This window comes from Xanthomonas sp. NCPPB 1067 (assembly GCF_020783795.1).
Lineage (GTDB): Bacteria > Pseudomonadota > Gammaproteobacteria > Xanthomonadales > Xanthomonadaceae > Xanthomonas > Xanthomonas melonis.
Window position 1 is genome coordinate 1 of sequence record NZ_JAJGQG010000002.1, and the last position, 19,687, is coordinate 19,687.

Sequence of the window (19,687 nt, forward strand, 5' to 3'; positions counted from 1 at the left end):
GTTCCTCAACGTCCTCAAGCACCGTGTGGCCCGCAAACATGGTAGTTGGTGCTTGAGAGGGGTTTTTCAGGGGCGACTCAAAAAACCCCGCAAATGCGGGGTCTTCCTTGTCTGCTGCGGGTGGCGACTCAGTCGCCCAGCGTCAGCAACGAGGCATTGCCGCCAGCGGCCGTGGTGTTGACCGTGACGACCTTTTCGGTGGCAAAGCGCAGCAGGTAGTGGGGGCCGCCGGCCTTGGGGCCGGTGCCGGACAGGCCCTGGCCCCCGAACGGTTGAACGCCGACGACGGCACCGATCTGATTGCGATTGACGTAGACGTTGCCCACTGCCACGCGGGACGTAATGCGTTCGATGGTCTCGTCGATGCGCGAGTGTACGCCCAGGGTCAGGCCGTAGCCGGTGGCGTTGATCTGCTCGATCACCGCATCGAGCTGGTCGGCCTTCCAGCGGATGACATGCAGCACTGGACCGAACACTTCGCGCTGCAGTTGCGCGAGGGAGCTCAGTTCGTAGGCGCGCGGGGCGAAAAAGCTTCCGTGGGCAGTACCCTCACCCAGCTGGGTGGTAGCGATCAGACGCGCCTCGCGGTCCATGCGTGCTGCGTGATCGTCGAGGATCTTGAGCGCATCTGCGTCGATGACCGGGCCAACGTCGGTAGACAACAGGCCGGGATCGCCGATCTTCAACTCGCCCATGGCACCGGCGAGCATGGTCATGACCTTGTCGGCGATGTCGTCCTGGACGAACAGCACGCGCGCCGCAGAGCAGCGCTGCCCGGCGGAGATGAAGGCGCTGGAGATCGCGTCCTTGACCACTGCTTCGGGCAGCGAGGAGGAATCGGCGATGAAGGCGTTCTGCCCGCCAGTCTCGGCGATCAGGACACCGATGGCGGCATCGCGCGCAGCCAGGGTGCGGTTGATGCTGCGCGCGGTCTCCGTGGAGCCGGTAAAGGCGACACCGGCCACGCGCGGATCGTTGGTCAGCGCGGCGCCAACGCTGGCGCCGTCGCCCGGCAGGAACTGCACGGCCGCTTCCGGAACGCCGGCTTCATGCAGCAGCTTGACTGCCGCAAAGCCGATCAGATTGGTCTGCTCGGCTGGCTTGGCAATGACGGTGTTGCCGGCTGCCAGCGCTGCGGCCACCTGGCCCAGGAAGATGGCCAGCGGAAAGTTCCAGGGACTGATGCAGACGAACACGCCGCGCCCGTGCAGCTGCAGCTCGTTGGATTCGCCGGTCGGCCCTGGCAAACGTTCGGGCGCGCCGAACTGCGCGCGTGCCTGGCCGGCGTAATAGCGCAGGAAGTCGACCGCTTCCCGGACCTCGGCCACGGCGTCGGGCAGCGTCTTGCCGGCTTCCTTGACGCAGATGGCCATGAACTCGGGCATGCGCGCTTCCAGCAGGTCGGCCGCATGCTCCAGGATGGTGGCGCGACTTGCCGCCGGCGTGCGATTCCAGCCAGGTTGCGCGGCGGTGGCGGACGCCAGCGCTTTCTGCACCGTGGCCGGATCGGCGGGTTGCCAATGGCCGACCGTTTCGTTGCGGTTTGCGGGATTGAGCACCGCCTCGCGCGGCGTGCCGATCACTGCGCCAGGCACCAGGGGCGCCGCGGACCATGGCTTGACCGCGGCATTGAGTTGCTCGGCCAGCTGCCGCAGATCGTTGTCGTTGGCGAGATTGGCGCCCATGGAGTTCTTCCTGTTCTGGTTCTGGCTGCGCAGCAGGTCGGTCGGCAGCGGGATCTTGGGATGCGGGATGGAGGAGAACGCGCACACCGCTTCGACCGGATCGCGGATCAGGTCCTCGATGGCGACGTCTTCATCGGTGATGCGGTTGACGAAACTGGAGTTGGCGCCGTTCTCGAGCAGGCGGCGTACCAGATACGGCAGCAGGTCCTCATGCGAGCCGACCGGCGCATAGACGCGGCAGGGAACACCCAGGCGGTCTGCCGGAATCACCTCTGCATACAGGTCATCGCCCATGCCGTGCAGTTTCTGGTGCTCGTAGACTTTGCCGCCGGAGATCGCACGCACGGCGGCGATGGTCTGCGCGTTATGGGTGGCGAACATCGGATACAGCGCATCGCTGTGCGCGAACATGCGCCGTGCGCAGGCCAGGTAGGACACGTCGGTGTTCTGCTTGCGGGTGAACACCGGATAGCCGGGATGGCCTTCGATCTGGGCGCGCTTGATCTCCGCATCCCAGTACGCGCCCTTGACCAAGCGCACCGGAATACGGCGGCAGACGCGACGTGCCAGATCGGCCAGGAAGTCGATGGTGTAGGGGGTGCGCTTCTGGTACGCCTGGACCGCCAGGCCATAGCCCTCCCAGCCGTCCAGCGAGGGATCGGAGAAGGTGGCCTCGATGATATCCAGCGACAGCTCCAGCCGATCGGCTTCTTCGGCATCGACCGTGTAGCCGATGCCGTACGACTTGGCCAACTGCGCCAGCTCCAGCACGCCCGGCGCCAGCTCGGCCATCACCCGCGCACGCTTGGCGTGTTCGTAGCGGGGATACAGCGCCGACAGCTTGATCGAGATGCTGGGAGCGGCGAACACATCGGTGCCGACGAAGCTGCCGCTGCGGCCGATGGCGTGGATGGCGTCGCGATACGCCTGCAGATAGCGCTGGGCGTCCTTCATGGTCAACGCGCCTTCGCCGAGCATGTCGAACGAATAGCGGTAGTCGGCGTTGTCGCCCTTGCGCGAACGCGACAGCGCTTCGCCGATGGTGCGGCCCATCACGAATTGATGGCCCATGATCTTCATGGCCTGGCGCACGGCCAGGCGGATGACCGGTTCGCCCACGCGACCGATCAGGCGTTTGAACGCGCCGGGCACATCGGCGCGGGTGAGGTCGTTGAGCTGCACCAGCCTGCCGGTCAGCATCAGGCCCCAGGTCGATGCATTGACCAGCACCGAGTCGCTGCCGCCCATGTGTTTCTTCCAGTCTGCGTCGCCAAGCTTGTCGCGGATCAGCTTGTCTGCAGTGTCCTGGTCGGGAATGCGCAGCAGTGCTTCGGCCACGCACATCAGCAGCACACCTTCTTCGCTGCCCAGGTCGTATTGGCGCATGAAGGCTTCGATCGCGCCCTGATCCTGCGCCCGTGCGCGTACGCGGGTGACCAGATCGGCGGCAAGCGCCTGCACCTTGGCCTGCTCGGCGGCAGGCAGGCGCGCCTGATCGAGCAGTTCGCGCACGTGGTCAGCTTCGTCCTTGAGCCAGGCGGCGGTGATGGCGGCGCGCAATGCGCCCGGAGCGGCAGAGAGTTCGGGCGCCAGCAGCGCTCGCGCGCTAGCGGAAGAGGCGGGTCGATCGAGCTGAGCGTTCATGCGGAAAGTGCCTGGGAATCGGCGCTCATTCTAGAGAGCCAGCACGTCTGTGCACTTGTGTGGAAGCGGCAGCTTTCCTGCCGTTTTGTGTGGGTCGCCCATCGCCGTATCGGCACTCGTGCGCGCAGCTGGCTGCGGGTATCCATCCTCGGGAAGTGATTGATTCGGACGCACTTTTAGCTGCACTGCAGCAAATTGGCGATCGCCGGAAACGCTTGCCGCCTGCGTCGGCGCGGGTCTACCATCGGGCTGTTCCCGCAGTCCGCTGCGTGTCGCCATGATCGAAGTGCTGCCGTTGATGTCCGAAGGGGTCGGGACGCAATTGCGCTTGCGGCCGCCACGGGCACTGTCGTCCCGGCAGTTCGTACTGTTGTTCGCGGTCCTGGCTGGAACGATGTGGTTGTTTGCGGGCCTGGGGTGGTGGACCGGCAATGCATTCGCGCCGGTGTTCGCCCTGTTGCACAGTGGTGTGGTGGCGCTGGCGCTGCGGCAGTTGTGGCGAAGCGGCGAGCGCGAAGAAGCGATCCGGGTAGGCGACACCGCTGTGGAGGTGTTTCCGTCCGGACAGGCGCCACCGGCGTTTCGGGCACATCCGCACTGGGTGCGGTTGCGCATGGAACGTGATGACAGGGTACTGTTGGTGAGCAGCGGCAGGCAGATCGAGATCGGAAGCTTTCTCGGGCCGGCCGAACGTGTGGAACTGGCAGATACGCTGAAACGCTTGCTCGCGGCCGCCAATGGCCGTCACCGATGACGTAAGGGTCTAGGCAATGACGCAACGCAGCAGCTGGAAGTCGATGGTTACCGGATTGAGCCTGGCGGCGATGGCCTTGACGGCCGCACCGGCAGCGTGGGCGCAGTCGGCCGACCCCAAGGCGTGGCAGCTCAACATGGGCCGCGGGGTGACCCAGACTGCACGCATGGCCTACGAGGCGCACATGGTGGCGCTCTGGGTCTGCGTCGTGATCGGCGCGCTGGTGTTCGCGGCGATGGGCTATGCGATGTTCAAGTTCCGCAAGTCCAAGGGTGCGGTGGCCGCGCAGTTCAGCCACAACACGCAGGCCGAGGTCTTGTGGACGGTGATTCCGGTGCTGGTGCTAATCGCCATGGCCTGGCCGGCGACGGCCAAGCTGATCGCGATGTACGACACGCGCGAATCCGAGATGACGGTGAAGGTGACCGGCTATCAGTGGATGTGGAAGTACGAATACCTGGGCAAGGGCGTGGAATTCACCAGCCGGCTCGCGCGCGAGTCCGACCGCATCCGGCAGAGCGGTGAGCGCCCGACCATGGCGTCGCAGCCGCACTATCTGCTCGACGTCGACAACCGCTTGGTACTGCCGGTCGATACCAAGATCCGTTTCGTGATCACCGCCGACGACGTGATCCACGCGTGGTGGGTGCCGGCGCTGGGCTGGAAGCAGGACGCCATCCCGGGCATCGTCAACGAAGCCTGGACCAATATCGAACAGCCGGGCGTGTATCGCGGGCAGTGCGCCGAGCTGTGCGGCAAGGACCATGGCTTCATGCCGATCGTGGTCGAAGCCTTGCCCAAGGCCGAGTTCCAGCGCTGGCTTGCCGCGCGTCGCAATGCTGCCGAAGCGGCGCCGGCAGCGACGCCGCCCGCAGGGGCCGCTCCGCCACCGGCTGCTCCGGCGCCTGCAGCGGCTCCGGCCCCCGTTACGCCGGCCGCGGCACCGACCGCCGCTCTCTAACCGCACGCAACCGCATCGCAGAGGCCGTTCCGTCATGGCGCATACCGCAGTCGATCACCACGGACACCACCAGCCCGGTTTCGTCGAGCGCTGGTTCTTTTCGACCAACCACAAGGACATCGGCACGCTGTACCTGCTGTTCTCCTTCGTGATGTTCATCATCGGCGCGGCGATGAGCGTGGTGATCCGCGCCGAGTTGATGGAGCCCGGTTTGCAGTTCGTCAAACCGGAATTCTTCAACCAGATGACCACCGTGCATGCGCTGGTGATGATCTTCGGCGGCGTGATGCCGGCCTTCGTAGGTCTGGCGAACTGGATGATTCCGCTGCAGATCGGTGCGCCGGACATGGCGTTGCCGCGCATGAACAACTGGTCGTTCTGGTTGCTGCCGGTGGCCTTCACTCTGTTGCTGCTGACGCTGTTCCTGCCCGGTGGCGCGCCCGCCGGTGGCTGGACGCTGTATCCGCCGCTGTCGCTGCAAGGCGGCTACAACGTGGCCTTCAGCGTGTTCGCCATCCACGTGGCCGGCGTCAGCTCGATCATGGGTGCGATCAACATCATCGCCACCGTGCTCAACATGCGCGCGCCCGGCATCGACCTGCTGAAGATGCCGATCTTCTGCTGGGCGTGGCTGATCACCGCCTTCCTGCTGATCGCGGTGATGCCGGTGCTGGCTGGCGCGGTGACCATGCTGCTGACCGACAAGTTCTTCGGCACCAGTTTCTTCAATGCGGCCGGCGGCGGCGACCCGGTGATGTACCAGCACATCTTCTGGTTCTTCGGGCACCCGGAGGTGTACATCATGATCCTGCCGGCATTCGGCGTGGTCAGCGAAATCATTCCGACCTTCAGCCGCAAGCCGCTGTTCGGCTATCAGGCGATGGTGTACGCGATCGCAGCGATCGCGTTCCTGAGCTTCATCGTGTGGGCCCACCACATGTTCACCGTGGGCATGCCGCTGGGTGGCGAGATCTATTTCATGTTCGCCACCATGTTGATTTCCATCCCCACCGGGGTGAAGGTGTTCAACTGGGTCAGCACGATGTGGAAAGGCTCGTTGACCTTCGAATCGCCGATGCTGTGGGCGGTGGCGTTCGTGATCCTCTTCAGCATCGGTGGGTTCTCCGGCCTGATGCTGGCGATCGTCCCGGCCGACTTCCAGTATCACGATACCTATTTCGTGGTGGCGCACTTCCACTACGTGCTGGTGACCGGCGCCGTCTTTGCGCTGATCGCGGCGGTGTACTACTGGTGGCCAAAGTGGACCGGGCATATGTACAACGAGGCCTGGGCCAAGTTCCATTTCTGGTGGACGATGGTGTTCGTCAACCTGCTGTTCTTTCCGCAGCACTTCCTTGGCCTGGCAGGCATGCCGCGCCGCATTCCCGATTACAACGTCGTGTTCGCCGACTGGAACCTGATCAGCTCGATCGGCGCATTCGGCATGTTCGCCACGCCGTTCCTGATGGCCGGCATTCTGTTCGCATCCCTGCGTCGCGGCGCCAAGGCCGATGCGCGTGCGTGGGAAGGTGCCAAGGGTCTGGAGTGGACGGTCCCGTCACCGGCACCGGCGCACACCTTCACCGTGCCGCCGGTCATCAAGCCTGGAGATCTTGCGCATGAAGACATCGGCCACTGAGTCCACTTCCGAGCCGACGGTAATGCGCTTGCTGTCTGCCGCCGAGCGCCAGGCGCAGCAACGCCGTGCCGTACGGCGTACGGCGATCACCGTGGGCGTCGTCGCACTGCTGATCTACATCGGCTTCATTGCGTCGGGGGTCATCGGCCGATGAACGCACGCGCGCCCGCACCCGCGCCGACGGCTGGCTTGTTCAAGCTGCTTGCCGTGGTGCTGGGTGTGTTCGTGCTGACGTTTTCGTTGGTGCCGCTGTATCGCATCGCCTGCGAAAAGGTTTTCGGCATCCGCATGGAGCGGGCGCCGGGAAGCGCGCGCGCAGGCGCCGGCGCGCCGGCCGTATCCGGCAAACGCACGGTGCGGGTGGAATTCGATGCGGGAGTCAATTCCAAGTTGCCCTGGACCTTCCATCCGGAGCAGATGACGATGGATGTGGTGCCCGGAGAACTCAACGAAGCCCTGTATTTCGCGCGCAACGACAGCGCGCGTGCAGTGGTCGGTAGCGCCGTTCCATCGGTCGCACCGGCGCGTGCCTCCGGTTACTTCAACAAAACCGAATGCTTCTGCTTCACTGCGCAGACCTTGCAAGCCGGCGAGACACGCGACATGCCGCTGCGTTTCATCGTCGATCCGGCCCTGCCCCCGGAAGTGACCACGATCACCCTGTCCTACACGTTTTATCGCAACGACGCGCTCACTTCGCAATTGCCTGGCGCAGGCGCCTCTGGTGCGCCACGCGCCGCTCCATAACTCCATCCACACCCAACACGACACGGAAGCAACGCCATGGCCGATCACAGTCCCAACGCCGATGCGTATTTCGTCCCGAGCCAGAGCAAATGGCCGTTCGTCGGCTCGATTGCGATGTTCGTGATGATGATCGGTGTGGCCAGCTGGCTCAACGATGCGGCCTGGGGCCGATGGACGTTCTTCGCCGGCATGGCGATGCTGCTGGCCACCTTGTTCATGTGGTTCGGCGATGTCATTCGCGAGTCCAATGCCGGCAACTACAACCGTCAGGTGGACGGTTCGTTCCGCATGGGGATGGTGTGGTTCATCTTCTCCGAGGTGATGTTCTTCGGCGCCTTCTTCGGTGCGCTGTTCTACACCCGCGTGCTGACGTTGCCCTGGCTGGGCGGCGAAGGCGATGGCGTGATGACCAACGAACTGCTGTGGAATGGCTACTCGGCCGCCTGGCCGACCAACGGCCCGGGCACGATCGGCGGGCAATTCCAGACCATCCCGGCCTGGGGGCTGCCGCTGATCAATACCTTGATCCTGCTCAGCTCGGGCGTGACCCTGACCATCGCGCACCACGCATTGAAAGGTGGGCGTCGTGGTGCGCTGCTGCTGTGGCTGGGGCTGACGGTGCTATTGGGCTGCGTGTTCCTGTTCCTGCAGGCGGAGGAATACATCCACGCCTATACCGAACTCAATCTCACCCTGGGTTCGGGGATCTATGGCTCTACCTTCTTCATGCTGACCGGCTTCCACGGCATGCACGTGCTGCTGGGCACGATCATGCTGGCGGTGATGTGGCTGCGCGCCGCCAAGGGGCACTTCACCCGCGACAACCACTTCGCCTTCGAAGCGGCCGCATGGTATTGGCACTTCGTCGACGTGGTGTGGCTGGCGCTGTTCCTGTTCGTGTATGTGCTTTGAGGGCGGGGATTCGGGAGTGGAGATTCGAGATTCGTAAAAGCGATCCGCTTTTGCCCTTACGAATCCCCAATGCCGAATCCCCAATCCCATCGGCCGCGTCAGCGACCGACGCCATGCGGTTTGATCCAGCCTGTGTAGATGCCGATGATCACGATGGCGATCAGGGCGACCGATAAGCCGATGCGCCAGGTGAGTGCGTTGACGGTGCGTTTGGTCTGGCCGCGGTCGGTGAGCAGGTAGTAGAGGCCGGCACCCAGGTTCCACAGAATCACGATCAGGAAGGCGACAATCAGCAGCGTCTTGAGCGAATCGTTCACAGCAGCCCCGGTGGTCGTCGGCGTGATCGTCGCATTGCACGCCTTTTCGCGTCGTTTGTCATGATGCGCAAGCACACGATGGTGTTCGGGTGGGCGCTGGCGCTGCTGGTGAGCGCGGGGTTTGCGGCGCTGGGGCAGTGGCAGCTGCAGCGCATGCACAGCAAGGAAGCGCTGCTGGAACGCGCGGCGCATGTGCGGGAGAGGCCGTTGACCCTGGTGCAGGCCCTGGCCAGCCCGCAAGCGTTGAGCTGGGTCAACGGCCGGGTGCGCTTTCTGCCACAACAGGTCCTGCTGGACAACCAGCTGCACGATGGGCGTGCCGGTGTGCGTGTCTATCAACTCGCCGCGGTCGAGGGGCTACCGCAGACGCTATTGGTCGATCTTGGCTGGCTGCCATTGCCGGCCAATCGGCAATTGCCCACCCTGGCGGCGCTGGGTGGTACGCGCGCGGTGCAGGGTTTGCTGAGCGCGCCGCCATCGGCGGGGCTGGCGATCGGTCCTGCGCTGGCGCCCACTGCCGCTGCGACTACCTGGCTGGCCACCCGGCTGGATCCCGCGGCGGTGCGCGAGACGCTGGGCAGGCGCGACATTTCGTCGCAGGTGCTGCGGCTGGATCCGGCGGTGCCGGTGGGCTATGCACGCGATCTGCAGATGCTGCCGAACACGCTGCCACCCGCGCGGCACTTAGGTTATGCGGTGCAGTGGTTCGGGCTGGCGATCGCGGTATTGACCACCGCGGGACTGCTGACCTGGCGTGCGCGGCGTCGCCGTCGACGCGGGCACTGATGCCTGCGGCATGAGAAAATCGCCGGCATGACTTCCTCTTCACCGGCCACGCCGCACGCGGTCAAACGCGGCCGCAGAATGCTGATTGCCCTGGCGGCGCTGTTCTTCGGCTCGATGCTGTTGGCCGGGGTGCTGCGCTTCTCTGGATGGCAGCCGGCGTCGATGCGCAACAACGGCGAGCTGCTGAAGCCGCCTGCCGATTTGCGTGCGCTGGTGCCGGTGCGTGCAAACGGGCAGCCGTATGCGTGGTCGCCGAGCGATCGCGTCTGGCGCATCGCGGTGGCGCCGCCGACCGACTGTACGCGACAGTGCGTGGCACTGGCCGCAGAACTGGACAAGGTGTGGCAACTGCTCGGGCATCGTGCCGACAAGGTAGAGGTGCTGTGGGTCGGTGCGCCGCCATCCGGGCTGCCGCCAATGCCGGAATTGCGCGTGCTGCGCGACGATGCCCGCCTGCGCCAGGCATTGCCGCGTGCCACCGATACGGCTGGTGTGCCCGTGTATGTGATCGATCCCAATGGCTTCGTGATCCTGCGCTATGCCCCGGGCTTCGACCCGGCCGGCTTGCGCTCGGATCTGGTCAAGCTGTTGAAGCTGATGTGAGCCCGTTTCGATGAATCTGTTTGCGCCACCGGCATTGTTCCGCCACTTCCACCGCATGGCCTGGCTGGCGGCCTTGTTCACCGCGAGCACGATCCTGTTCGGCTCGTTCGTGCGCCTGTCCGATGCCGGCATGAGCTGCCCGGACTGGCCGACCTGCTACGGCCGGGTGACCTGGCCGCAGAGCAACGACGAGGCCAACACGCATGTGGCCAGCAAGATCCGTCCGCTGGAGTCGCACAAGGCCTGGCGGGAACAGGTGCACCGCTTCCTGGCCGGGGCGCTGGGTGTCGAGGTACTGGTGTTGTCGTTGCTGGCGGTGCGTCGCCGCCGCATGGGCATTGCGCAGGTGATCTCGGCCGCAGCGCTGGTGGCGTTGTCGATTCCTCTGTACATGTCCGGCTGGCACACCGTGGCCTTCGGAGTGGCGATCGCCGGTGAGGCCATCCTGCTGCTGGCGGCATTGCGCTGGAGCAATATCGACCTGGCACGCGCGGCGGTGTTGACGCTGGCGGTCGTGATCTTCCAGGCCTTGTTGGGCATGTGGACAGTGACGCTGCTGCTCAAGCCCATCGTGGTGATGGGGCACCTGCTGGGCGGCATGTTGATGTTCTCGCTGCTGGTGTGGATGGCCTGGCGCGCGACGCATCTGCCGATCACCCTGGCCGATGCATCGCGGCTGAAATGGCTGTTGCGCCTGGGCGTGGCGGTGCTGGGCCTGCAGATCGCGCTGGGCGGCTGGGTCAGCGCCAACTATGCCGCGCTGGCCTGTGGTGGCGGCAGCTGGTCGGCCGACAACTTCCCGCGCTGTGTCAGCCAGTGGTGGCCGCCACACGACTTCCGCGAGGGCTTCACGCTGTGGCGCGGTATCGGCGTGGATTACGAAGGTGGGGTGCTCGATGGCGCGGCGCGTATCGCCATCCAGATGGCGCACCGCTTGTGGGCGATCGCGACCGCGTTGTACCTGTGGTGGCTGGCGTGGCGGCTTTCGCGCTCGCCGGGCATGCGGGTGTGGGCAGGCGCGCTGGCGGTGCTGGTGGCCGTGCAGGTGACGCTGGGCATGCTCAACGTGAAGCTGGCGCTGCCGCTGGAGGTCTCGGTCATGCACAACGGCGGCGCAGTGGCGTTGCTGTTCGTGCTGGTCTCGTTGCTGGCGCGGCTGCGCGCGCCGGAGTGAGCATGGCCGTCAGCGCACGCGATTACTGGGATCTGACCAAACCCAAGGTGGTGGCACTGATCGTGTTCACCGCGTTGGTGGGCATGTTCCTGGCCATTCCCGGCATGCCGACCTGGGTGCAGGTACGCACCGGTGCACTCGGGTTCCTGGGAATCTGGCTGGCCGCCTCGGCGGCTGCGGCGATCAATCAATTGCTCGACGCCAAGATCGACGCACAGATGGCGCGCACCTCGTGGCGACCGTTGGTGGTGGGCAAGGTGCGGCCATGGCAGGTGCTGGTGTTTGCCAGCGCGCTGATCGTGATCTCCATGACCATCCTGGTGGTCTGGGTCAATGTCATCACCGCAGTGCTCACGTTCGCCTCGTTGATCGGTTATGCGGTGATCTACACCGTCTACCTGAAGCGTGCGACCTCGCAGAACATCGTGATCGGCGGCCTGGCCGGCGCCACGCCGCCGATGCTGGGCTGGGCCGCGGTGACCGGGTTGCCGACCAGCGCCGACTGGGTCAATGCCTCGCTGCTGGTGCTGATCATCTTCATCTGGACGCCGCCGCATTTCTGGGCGCTGGCGATCTTCCGTCGCGCCGACTACGCCAAGGCGGCGATCCCGATGTTGCCGGTGACCCACGGCGTGCCGCATACGCGCAAGCAGATCCTGGCGTACACGATCGCGCTGGCGATCGTGACCCTGCTGCCGGTGGCGGTGGGCATGAGCGGGGTGTTCTACCTGGGCGGCGCGCTGGTCCTGAACGCGGTGTTTCTCTGGTATGCATGGCGCATGCTCGATCCGCCGGACGAGCTGTTCTCGATGAAGATGTTCGGTTATTCCATCGTCTATCTGATGGCGCTGTTCGCATTCCTGATGGTGGATCACCTGTTGCTGCCCTGGGTGCGCTAGCGGCGCCGACCGCCGTGTGCCGGCGCCGCATGCAACCAGATTGCGCAGGCTCAACTCAACCAGCTTGCGCAGTCGCTGGGCTGCATGTCCTTGCAGCCGGACCTTGCTTTCTGCTGCAGTCGGGTCAGCACCGCGCCGCCTTCCGGACGATGCTGCTCGCTCCATGCCTTGAGCTTCTTGCCGAACTCGGTGAAGTCCGCGCGATAGCGTTTGCGATAACTGTCTGGCTGCGCGTTCACGACATCGATGACCTGGCCGGCAGCGGCTTCGATGTCGGCTGCATCGCCGGGGCGGAGCCGGATCAACGCCTCGATGTACGGTACGGCCGCCTGCAGGCGGGCGATCTCGCCTTGCGCGCTTTCGTATTTTTTCCTGTACCAGGACAGCGTGGTCTTGGGGTCGCCACGTCGTTCGGCCAGTTCGGCCAGATCAAACATGTAGTGAGACGGCGTCTTGCTGCGAGGCAGTTCTGCCAGCAACAATTGCTCGGCACCGCTGTGGTCTTGGATCTCGCCCAGGATCGATGTCGCATTATCGATGACGACAAGGCGCTCTTCATCGCTCACAGGCTGATCGGTGGCCCATTGCACGCGTCGATGGACCAGCTCGACCACCTCCTTGGGGAGCGGCGGACTGTCCGGTTTGCCCTCGGCGGGCTGGCCCTGGGCCAGACGAGCAAGTGCGATATGTGAGTAGACGGTGTCCAGCCGGTCGAGAAGTGGCAGGGTGGGATCGGCGTAGGCCTTGTCCAGCGCTTGCAACAGGGCCTTGGAGGATCTGCTCCGTTCGGCCGTGTCGCTGCTGACGGCCATGACCAGACGGTCGGCGATCTCGTTGACCGTTCCTAGATTGCGGTGCAGTTCTGTCGGATCGGTGAGCAGCGCGTCCAGCAGTCCGCGATACACCGGTTCGCCCGGGGTGGGGTTCTTCGCAAAGTGGAGCGTCAGCAGCGCAAACCGGTGCTGCAGAGCAGGGCTCGGCGCGGCCTCGCTCAGTTGGGTAAGGACCTTGGCTTTGTCCTTGTCCTTGACCATCTGTGCGTCGACGAACCAATCGTAGTTGCTGAGCACCTCCCAGTCCTCGGCAGTGAGCTCCCGCGGCGTGTGCAGTGCCTTATCCAGCAGTTGCTTGGCCGAGCCGGTGCTCTTTGCTGCGGCGCTCAGCGCAGCGACCAGATGTGCGCTGCTGTCGATGCCGGACAGGCGGGTGATCTCGCTGCGGTCCGGGCGCAGCAGAATGATTGTGGGATAGCCCCTGATACCGAAGCGATCGCCCCAGATGTGCGCCTCTTCCAGGTCGCCATCCAGATGCACGGCGATGAACTGCTGCGTGCTTGCGATGAAGGCCGGATCCTTGAACACGGTGGCCTTGAGCACATTGCAGGGGTGGCACCAGACCGCTCCCCAATACAGCAGCAGCGGCTTGCCGCTCTGTTTGGCTTGGTCGAAGGCGGCGTCGATATCGCCTTCGCGCCAGGCGATACCGGGCGCGGCAGCAAGTGCGGTCGCCTTCGGCTGCGCCGGCACGGCGGGTGTAGCCGGTTTATCGCAGCCGCTCAGCGTCGCGAGTGTCGCCAGCAGCGCGAACACGCATGGAACAGAACGTCGGGTGGACAACGTCATGACAATCACCATGGAGGGCAGCAGGGGAGTGAGCGCTCCATCACATCGCCTTGCACCGGCGTATGGCTCGTCAGTACCGTTGTATCCCTGCTCGCGCTCGGCGGACGCAGGCAATGCGAATCGGTGTCACCCCCAGCGCAGCAGCCCGCAGGTTGTGCTGCGTGCGGTGCACGGGCATGGAGTCAATGCTGCCCGCCATCCGGCTGCGGGTCGGCTGCTGTGGTGCGTGCGTAGCGTGCCGCCACGAAGGCGCAGACGATCAGCTGCAGTTGGTGGTACAGCATGATCGGCAACACGATCGCGCCAAGGCCACCGCCTGCGAACATCACCTTGGCCATCGGAATGCCGGTGGCCAGGCTCTTCTTCGAACCGCAGAAGACGATGGCGATCTCGTCGGCACGGCTGAAGCGCAGGCGCCGTGCCAGAAACACGATCGATGTCATCGCCACTGCGAGCAATGCAGCCGCGATCCCCAGCACTGCGAGCAGCGCCGGCAGCGGGGTCTGTTGCCACAGGCCTTCGTTCACCGAGGCGCTGAAGGCGGTATAGACCACCAGCAGGATGGTGCCCTGATCGGTATAGCGCAGCACCGCGCGATGCCGCTCGACCCAGCCGCCGATCCATGGACGCAGGAAATGGCCGGCCAGGAACGGAACCAGCAATTGCAGCAGGATCTTGCCGATCGCATCGGCCGGATGCGCCATCGCGCCCTGGCTGCCGACCATTGCGCCCATCAGCAGTGGGGTGAAGAACACACCCAGCAGACTGGAAAGCGATGCGGCGCAGACCGCTGCCGGGACGTTGCCGCGCGCCATCGAGGTGAAGGCGATCGAAGACTGCACCGTGGACGGCAGCGCGCACAGGAACAGCACTCCGACATACAGCTGCGGCGTCAGTGCGAGATGGGCCAGTGGCCGGAACAGCAGCCCGAGCAACGGAAACAGCACGAACGTACAGGCCAGGATCACCAGGTGCAGCCGCCAATGCAGTGCGCCGGCCTTGACCGCTTCGCGCGAGAGCCGCGCGCCATGCAGGAAGAACAGCGCCGCGATCGCCACGTCGGTGACATCGTCCATGATCCTGGCGGCCGAGCCCCGGACCGGCAGCAGCGAGGCGAGCGTGACCGTGCACAGCAGCGCGCGGGTGAAAGGATCTATGCGCAACCGCGCCAGCAGCTTCTTCATCGAGGTATCGACGGTGTCGCGCGATCGTGCGCCTGGAGCGGATCATTCTACGACGCGTACGGGCAGGTCCTGCGGCCGGCAGATCGCCGCCGCCTGCGCCACTGCCTCAGCGTTGCGGGGCAGCGTCCAGTTGCCTGCGTACGGCCGGTTCCAACGACGGCTGCATGCCGGCATTGCGCCCAAGCTGCAGGGCCTGATCCGTGCTGGCGCCGTCGCGCGCTGCGAGCAGGGCCACTAGCGCGCCAACGCGATTGCCGCTGGCGCAATGCAGTAACACCTGGCCACGCGATTGTTGATTCAGGCTGCGCCGTAGCGCGCGTACTGCCTCGGGGGTGAGTGCGTCTGCATTGCGGATCGGCAGGCGCACGTAGCGCAGGCCGAGCGACTCGGCAACGCGTGCTTCGTCGTAACCGCGTGGTTCGTCGGGTGCACGTAGATCGATGACGGTGGTGACACCGTCCGCTGCGGCAGCGCGCAGTTGCGCGGGGGTCGGTTGGCCGGAGGTGAGCACATCGTGGCGGATCCAGGCCGGTGCCGTCTGCGCCGCGGCAACGTCGCCGAGCAGCGCGATCATCCAGAGCGCGTGGCGCATCCGGCGGCGCATCACAAGGCCGCTCGCGCCTTGAGCAGCTCGCGCAGCTCGTACTTGTCGGTGTCGTCCAGGCCTTGCGCGCGCTGCTTGGCCTGCAATTCCTCCAGGCGTTGCTGCAGCAGTTGCTTTTCCAGTTGGGCAATGGCGTCGTGCAATTCCATGGCCCAGCTCTGCTCGTCGCCAGGCATCGCCTGCGCGGCGAGCTTCTGCAAGGCGGCCTGCTCGTCGCGTTCGGCGAAGTGTTCCAGCAACGCGCCGGTGCTGATTTCCGGGCGCTGCTGCACGAGGTCCAGCAACTCGATCAACAGCTCCACGCCGGGCAGGCGCAGCCCGGCCAGATCGTGATGGCGGTCCAGGCCCATGGCCAGCGAGGGTTGCTGCAGCAGGATTGCGATCGAGGCGCGCACCAGGCTGCGCCGCTGCACCGGCGCGCCCACGCGCGCGGGCACACGCGCCTGGGGCGAGGCGCCCTGACCAGGCGAACTGGGCGAGGCGCCGACGCCGGTCATGCGTGCCAGTTCCTGCCGCATCAGATCGCCGAACGCACCGTCGGGAATCTGCGCCAGCATCGGGCGTGCGCGCTCGGCCAGGCGTGCCTTGCCATCGAGCGTGTGCAGGTTGATCTGCCGCGACATCTCGTCGAAGAAGAACTGCGACAGAGGAGTGGCCTGTTTCAGGCGCGCATCGAAGGCCTGCGCGCCTTCCTTGCGCACGATGGTGTCCGGGTCCTCACCATCGGGCAGGAACAGGAAGAAGGCCTGGCGACCATCTTTCATGCGCGGCAGCACCGACTCGAGTGCGCGCCAGCCGGCCTTGCGCCCGGCGTTGTCGCCGTCGAAACAGAAATACACGTCCGGTGCGTTACGGAACAGCAGCTCGGCATGTTCCGGCGTGGTTGCCGTGCCCAGTGTGGCCACCGCCTGGGTCACGCCGAACTGGAACAGCGAGACCACGTCCATGTAACCCTCCACCACGATCAGTCGCTCGATCTTCTGGTTGGCCTGGCGCACCTGCCACAGGCCGTAGAGTTCGCGCCCCTTGTGGAACAGCGCGGTTTCCGGCGAGTTGAGGTATTTCGGGCCCGGATCGCGGCCATCGGCCGGGGCGCCCAGGATGCGCCCGCCGAAGGCGATCACGCGGCCGCGGCGGTCGAAGATCGGGAACATCACCCGGTCGCGGAACTTGTCGTAGACATGGCCGCGGTCGTTCTTGGAGAACAGCCCGGCGCGTTCGAGCACGTTCAGGCGGCGCGCGTCGGTGCCCAGGGTGTCCTTCAATGCGCTGTAGCCATCGGGCGCATAACCGATCTGGAAGCGCGCGCGGTTGTCGGCGTCCACACCGCGCCCGTCCAGGTAGTCGGCAGCGCGCGGGTTGCCCTCGAGCTGGCGCTGGAAGAACTTGGTCGCCGCCTCCAGTGCCGAGTACAGCTCGCGACTGTCGTCCTGCTGCTGCGGGCTGCGCTGCTGGGTGTCGCGCGGGATCTCCATGCCGGCGCGCTTGGCCAGCTCGTCGACCGCGTCGAGGAACTCCAGGCGGTCGTAGTTCATCAGGAAGCTGATCGCGGTGCCATGCGCGCCGCAGCCGAAGCAGTGATAGAACTGCTTGGTCGGCGAGACCGTGAACGAGGCCGAGCGCTCGTCGTGGAACGGGCAACGCGCCGAATACTCCTTGCCCTGGCGTTTGAGCGGCACCCGACCACCCACGACCTCGACGATGTCGGTACGTGCAAGCAGTTCGTCGATGAATGCGTCGGGGATGCGGGCCATCCCACTAGGATATCCCAGCGGCCGGCGCCGGCCTGATTCAGGCGGCGCCGACGTCTGCGTTTCTCAAGTGCAGTGCACCTGGTCTGCGCGCGTCAGCTGCGCGTCGCCGGGTCGGGTCTGGGTGCTGCATCGGGTTCGGGCATGACGACGGTGGCGGGCGGGTGGTCCGGATCCACCCCGGCCTCGCGCAGCTTGCGGTGCGAACGCACGCGTTCGTCGATCACCGCGGTCAGCAGCGCGCCGGTGAAGAACACCACCGAGGCGTAGTACATCCACACCAGCAGGATCACCAGGGTGCCCATCGAGCCATAGGCGCTGCCCGGCGCGGCCGTGGCGATGTACACGCCGATGGCGTAGCGCCCCAGCGCGAACAGCAGGGCGGTAATGACCCCGCCGACGAAGGCCTGCCGCCAGTTCACGGTGCGATCGGGCAGATAGCGGTACAGGAATGCGAAGGCCAGCGAGTACAGCGCCAGCGTGGTCACATAGCCCACCGCCGGGAGGACGGAGGGCAGCCGCGCGAACACCACCTGCAAGGCGGTAGTGGCGATCATCGAGACGATCAGCAGAAAACCCAGCGCCAGGATCACGCCGAAGGAGAACACGCGCTTCTTCAGCCACGCCATGATGCCATCCAGGCGTTGCTTGTCGGTGCGGAAGATCAGGTTCAGCGCGTTCTGCAATTGCGCGAACACGGCAGTGGCGCCGATGAACAGCAGCAAGGTACTCCACAGGCCGGCCAGCGAGCCGATGCCGGGTTGGTCGGTGGCATTGCGAATCACCGTGTCGGCCACCTCGGCAGCGCTGCCGCCGGCCAATTGCGCGATCTGCTGCACCAGTGCTTCCTGCGCAGGCGGATACAGCGAGGCGGTCAGCCACAGCAGCAGCACCAGCAGCGGTGCCAGCGAAAGCAGCGCGTAGAACGACAGCGACGCGGCCTGCGTCATCACGTCGATCTCGAGAAAGCGGTTGAACAGCGCCATCGGCAGGCTACGCTGCAGGCGGGTCAGATGTTTCTGCAGGTGTTCGGTGGAAAGTGTCGTCACCGGCAAGATCCCTGGCGCATACCGTCGCGCACGCAGGTGGCATGGAGCCAGACCGGTATGCGGAGTGCCTGGCCCGCGCCTGCGCTGGCGTCTTCGTTCTAGCAGGGCTCGATCGAAGATACGGTGAAAGCCGCGCGCCTGCGGCATGCTGCTGCGCGTGCGCCGGCCGGCGGCACGCGCAGCAGAATTGGGCATCAACAGCACGTTCGGTGACGCGGTAGCCGCGCTTCGCCAGCGCCACGCGCGCCTGCCCTGGCAGATGCACAGGGCAGGTGGATCGACTGCGTCAGCCTGCCAGCTGCTGCTTCACCAGCGTGGAGACCAGACCCATGTCGGCCTGACCGGCGAGTCTGGGCTTGAGCGCGGCCATCAGCTTGCCGATGTCGGCCGGGCTGCTGGCACCGGTCTCCGCGATCGCGGCCTGGATGGCGGCCACGATCTCGGCTTCGCCCATCTTGGCCGGCAGGTAGCGCTCGATCACCACGATTTCCTCGCGCTCGATCTGCGCCAGGTCCGCGCGGGAGGCGCCTTCGTATTGGGTCACCGAGTCCTTGCGCTGCTTGACCATCTTGTCGAGCACGGCGATGACGGCGGCATCGTCCATCTCGATGCGCTCGTCCACTTCCTTCTGCTTGATCGCGGCGTTGATCAGCCGGATCACGCCCAGGCTGTGCTTGTCGCCGGACTTCATCGCGGCCTTCATGTCGTCGGTAAGCTGCTGCTTGAGGGGCATGCTGTAACTCCTGAGATTGCAGATGATGAAGGCCGATGCACCTGGACAGGCGCACCGGCAGGGATCGGGGCGATGGCCGCTCGCGGGCTGGCGCCGCGTGACAGAGTGCGCGCGGATGCCGAAGGGCCAATGCAAAAAGCCGGCGACGCTTGCGCGTGCCGGCTCCTGGGTCCGATCCCGCCGGGTCGCGCCTGCAGCGCTCACCCGACGGCAAGGAACCGCGTTCGATCAGTACAAGCGCTGGCGCTTGGTGACGTCGCGCGAGGAACGACGCAGCTGACGCTTCACGGCAGCGGCAGCCTTGCGCTTACGCTCCTGGGTCGGCTTTTCGTAGAACTCGCGCTTGCGGGTTTCGGCCAGCACGCCGGCCTTTTCGCAGGTGCGCTTGAAACGACGGAGCGCAAATTCGAAGGGCTCGTTCTCGCGGACTTTAACGCTGGGCATGTGTTCTCCAGATAGGGATTTTTCCGTCCGGGAGCCCCGGGCGGGTGCGAGCGGACTCGCGTGACGGAATTTCCGGGTTGCCCCGGCGAGCCGCGCATTATAACGACTTGCCAACGACCTGCAAGCCCCAAGCGAAAATCGCCCGGGGCCGCCATGCGGAGGCTGCGTCCACGCGCGGT

Annotated in this window: 19 protein-coding genes; 10 read left to right on the top strand and 9 right to left on the bottom strand. The window is 65.4% G+C overall.

Annotated elements, in window-relative coordinates:
* Positions 1 to 128: 128 nt before the first annotated feature.
* Positions 129 to 3,329 carry a bifunctional proline dehydrogenase/L-glutamate gamma-semialdehyde dehydrogenase PutA gene (gene putA / locus LL962_RS01710; RefSeq protein ID WP_228315667.1) on the bottom strand — a complete coding sequence of 1,067 codons (3,201 nt, stop codon included), beginning with the start codon at positions 3,327 to 3,329 and terminating at the stop codon, positions 129 to 131.
* Between the two features lie 277 nt (positions 3,330 to 3,606).
* Here putA and LL962_RS01715 point away from each other — a divergent pair, with 277 nt between their 5' ends.
* The 6 genes from LL962_RS01715 to LL962_RS01735 are packed head-to-tail and all read left to right on the top strand — an operon-like array spanning position 3,607 to position 8,342.
* Positions 3,607 to 4,083 carry a DUF2244 domain-containing protein gene (locus tag LL962_RS01715; RefSeq protein WP_228315668.1) on the top strand — a complete coding sequence of 159 codons (477 nt, stop codon included), beginning with the start codon at positions 3,607 to 3,609 and terminating at the stop codon, positions 4,081 to 4,083.
* Positions 4,084 to 4,099: 16 nt separating this feature from the next.
* Positions 4,100 to 5,044 (top strand): cytochrome c oxidase subunit II, encoded by a 945-nt coding sequence (gene coxB / locus LL962_RS01720; protein ID WP_228315669.1) that lies wholly within the window; start codon positions 4,100 to 4,102, stop codon positions 5,042 to 5,044.
* A 34-nt stretch (positions 5,045 to 5,078) separates the two neighbouring features.
* Complete coding sequence (gene ctaD, locus LL962_RS01725) at positions 5,079 to 6,683, top strand: cytochrome c oxidase subunit I (RefSeq protein WP_104585491.1); 1,605 nt, start codon at positions 5,079 to 5,081, stop codon at positions 6,681 to 6,683.
* Between the two features lie 22 nt (positions 6,684 to 6,705).
* Positions 6,706 to 6,837: a hypothetical protein gene (locus LL962_RS20875; protein WP_255626166.1), complete on the top strand. Its 132-nt coding sequence runs from the start codon at positions 6,706 to 6,708 to the stop codon at positions 6,835 to 6,837.
* Positions 6,834 to 7,430, top strand: a complete 597-nt coding sequence (locus tag LL962_RS01730) for a cytochrome c oxidase assembly protein (protein WP_228315674.1) — start codon at positions 6,834 to 6,836, stop codon at positions 7,428 to 7,430. The genes LL962_RS20875 and LL962_RS01730 overlap by 4 nt, the downstream gene beginning before the upstream one ends.
* A 36-nt stretch (positions 7,431 to 7,466) precedes the next feature.
* The gene (locus tag LL962_RS01735) at positions 7,467 to 8,342 is read left to right on the top strand and encodes a cytochrome c oxidase subunit 3 (RefSeq protein WP_029221429.1); all 876 of its coding nucleotides are present in this window, start codon (positions 7,467 to 7,469) and stop codon (positions 8,340 to 8,342) included.
* Between the two features lie 98 nt (positions 8,343 to 8,440).
* On the opposite strand, the gene LL962_RS01740 is transcribed toward LL962_RS01735, so the two are convergent.
* Positions 8,441 to 8,659: a twin transmembrane helix small protein gene (locus LL962_RS01740; protein WP_104543860.1), complete on the bottom strand. Its 219-nt coding sequence runs from the start codon at positions 8,657 to 8,659 to the stop codon at positions 8,441 to 8,443.
* A 60-nt stretch (positions 8,660 to 8,719) separates the two neighbouring features.
* Here LL962_RS01740 and LL962_RS01745 point away from each other — a divergent pair, with 60 nt between their 5' ends.
* From LL962_RS01745 to cyoE, 4 genes are read left to right on the top strand one after another with little or no spacing between them, the layout of a single operon-like run.
* Positions 8,720 to 9,445, top strand: a complete 726-nt coding sequence (locus tag LL962_RS01745) for an SURF1 family protein (protein ID WP_104585487.1) — start codon at positions 8,720 to 8,722, stop codon at positions 9,443 to 9,445.
* A gap of 27 nt (positions 9,446 to 9,472) precedes the next feature.
* Positions 9,473 to 10,048, top strand: coding sequence for a hypothetical protein (locus LL962_RS01750; protein WP_104585486.1), 576 nt, complete (start codon positions 9,473 to 9,475; stop codon positions 10,046 to 10,048).
* A gap of 10 nt (positions 10,049 to 10,058) precedes the next feature.
* Entirely contained in the window at positions 10,059 to 11,222 is a 1,164-nt protein-coding gene (locus LL962_RS01755; RefSeq protein ID WP_228315676.1) for a COX15/CtaA family protein, read from the top strand.
* 2 nt (positions 11,223 to 11,224) lie between these two features.
* A complete protein-coding gene (gene cyoE / locus LL962_RS01760) occupies positions 11,225 to 12,121 on the top strand; it encodes a heme o synthase (RefSeq protein WP_104585483.1) in 897 nt (298 codons plus the stop codon).
* Positions 12,122 to 12,171: 50 nt separating this feature from the next.
* Here cyoE and LL962_RS01765 read toward each other — a convergent pair whose 3' ends face one another.
* The 7 genes from LL962_RS01765 to rpsU form a co-directional block, all read right to left on the bottom strand.
* Entirely contained in the window at positions 12,172 to 13,743 is a 1,572-nt protein-coding gene (locus LL962_RS01765) for a thioredoxin family protein (protein ID WP_228315677.1), read from the bottom strand.
* 182 nt (positions 13,744 to 13,925) lie between these two features.
* Positions 13,926 to 14,927: a bile acid:sodium symporter family protein gene (locus LL962_RS01770; RefSeq protein WP_343237479.1), complete on the bottom strand. Its 1,002-nt coding sequence runs from the start codon at positions 14,925 to 14,927 to the stop codon at positions 13,926 to 13,928.
* 106 nt (positions 14,928 to 15,033) lie between these two features.
* Entirely contained in the window at positions 15,034 to 15,501 is a 468-nt protein-coding gene (locus LL962_RS01775) for a protein tyrosine phosphatase family protein (protein WP_255626137.1), read from the bottom strand.
* 29 nt (positions 15,502 to 15,530) lie between these two features.
* On the bottom strand, positions 15,531 to 17,285 hold the full coding sequence (gene dnaG / locus LL962_RS01780) for a DNA primase (RefSeq protein WP_228315679.1): 1,755 nt from the start codon (positions 17,283 to 17,285) through the stop codon (positions 15,531 to 15,533).
* A gap of 92 nt (positions 17,286 to 17,377) precedes the next feature.
* Positions 17,378 to 18,331, bottom strand: a complete 954-nt coding sequence (locus LL962_RS01785) for a YihY/virulence factor BrkB family protein (RefSeq protein ID WP_228315680.1) — start codon at positions 18,329 to 18,331, stop codon at positions 17,378 to 17,380.
* A 286-nt stretch (positions 18,332 to 18,617) separates the two neighbouring features.
* Positions 18,618 to 19,064, bottom strand: coding sequence for a GatB/YqeY domain-containing protein (locus LL962_RS01790; RefSeq protein WP_104585477.1), 447 nt, complete (start codon positions 19,062 to 19,064; stop codon positions 18,618 to 18,620).
* A gap of 228 nt (positions 19,065 to 19,292) precedes the next feature.
* Positions 19,293 to 19,508: a 30S ribosomal protein S21 gene (gene rpsU, locus LL962_RS01795; protein ID WP_002808376.1), complete on the bottom strand. Its 216-nt coding sequence runs from the start codon at positions 19,506 to 19,508 to the stop codon at positions 19,293 to 19,295.
* Positions 19,509 to 19,687 lie beyond the last annotated feature (179 nt).

Bases quoted from the DNA above. Each gene is read 5' to 3' on its own strand.
- coxB (WP_228315669.1), top strand. From the start codon at position 4,100: ATGACGCAACGCAGCAGCTGGAAGTCGATGGTTACCGGATTGAGCCTG.
- dnaG (WP_228315679.1), bottom strand. From the start codon at position 17,285: ATGGCCCGCATCCCCGACGCATTCATCGACGAACTGCTTGCACGTACC.
- LL962_RS01770 (WP_343237479.1), bottom strand. From the start codon at position 14,927: ATGAAGAAGCTGCTGGCGCGGTTGCGCATAGATCCTTTCACCCGCGCG.
- LL962_RS01730 (WP_228315674.1), top strand. From the start codon at position 6,834: ATGAACGCACGCGCGCCCGCACCCGCGCCGACGGCTGGCTTGTTCAAG.
- LL962_RS01790 (WP_104585477.1), bottom strand. From the start codon at position 19,064: ATGCCCCTCAAGCAGCAGCTTACCGACGACATGAAGGCCGCGATGAAG.
- LL962_RS01715 (WP_228315668.1), top strand. From the start codon at position 3,607: ATGATCGAAGTGCTGCCGTTGATGTCCGAAGGGGTCGGGACGCAATTG.
- LL962_RS01750 (WP_104585486.1), top strand. From the start codon at position 9,473: ATGACTTCCTCTTCACCGGCCACGCCGCACGCGGTCAAACGCGGCCGC.
- LL962_RS01735 (WP_029221429.1), top strand. From the start codon at position 7,467: ATGGCCGATCACAGTCCCAACGCCGATGCGTATTTCGTCCCGAGCCAG.
- ctaD (WP_104585491.1), top strand. From the start codon at position 5,079: ATGGCGCATACCGCAGTCGATCACCACGGACACCACCAGCCCGGTTTC.
- cyoE (WP_104585483.1), top strand. From the start codon at position 11,225: ATGGCCGTCAGCGCACGCGATTACTGGGATCTGACCAAACCCAAGGTG.
- LL962_RS01755 (WP_228315676.1), top strand. From the start codon at position 10,059: ATGAATCTGTTTGCGCCACCGGCATTGTTCCGCCACTTCCACCGCATG.
- putA (WP_228315667.1), bottom strand. From the start codon at position 3,329: ATGAACGCTCAGCTCGATCGACCCGCCTCTTCCGCTAGCGCGCGAGCG.
- LL962_RS01765 (WP_228315677.1), bottom strand. From the start codon at position 13,743: ATGACGTTGTCCACCCGACGTTCTGTTCCATGCGTGTTCGCGCTGCTG.
- LL962_RS01745 (WP_104585487.1), top strand. From the start codon at position 8,720: ATGATGCGCAAGCACACGATGGTGTTCGGGTGGGCGCTGGCGCTGCTG.
- LL962_RS01775 (WP_255626137.1), bottom strand. From the start codon at position 15,501: ATGATCGCGCTGCTCGGCGACGTTGCCGCGGCGCAGACGGCACCGGCC.
- LL962_RS20875 (WP_255626166.1), top strand. From the start codon at position 6,706: ATGCGCTTGCTGTCTGCCGCCGAGCGCCAGGCGCAGCAACGCCGTGCC.
- rpsU (WP_002808376.1), bottom strand. From the start codon at position 19,508: ATGCCCAGCGTTAAAGTCCGCGAGAACGAGCCCTTCGAATTTGCGCTC.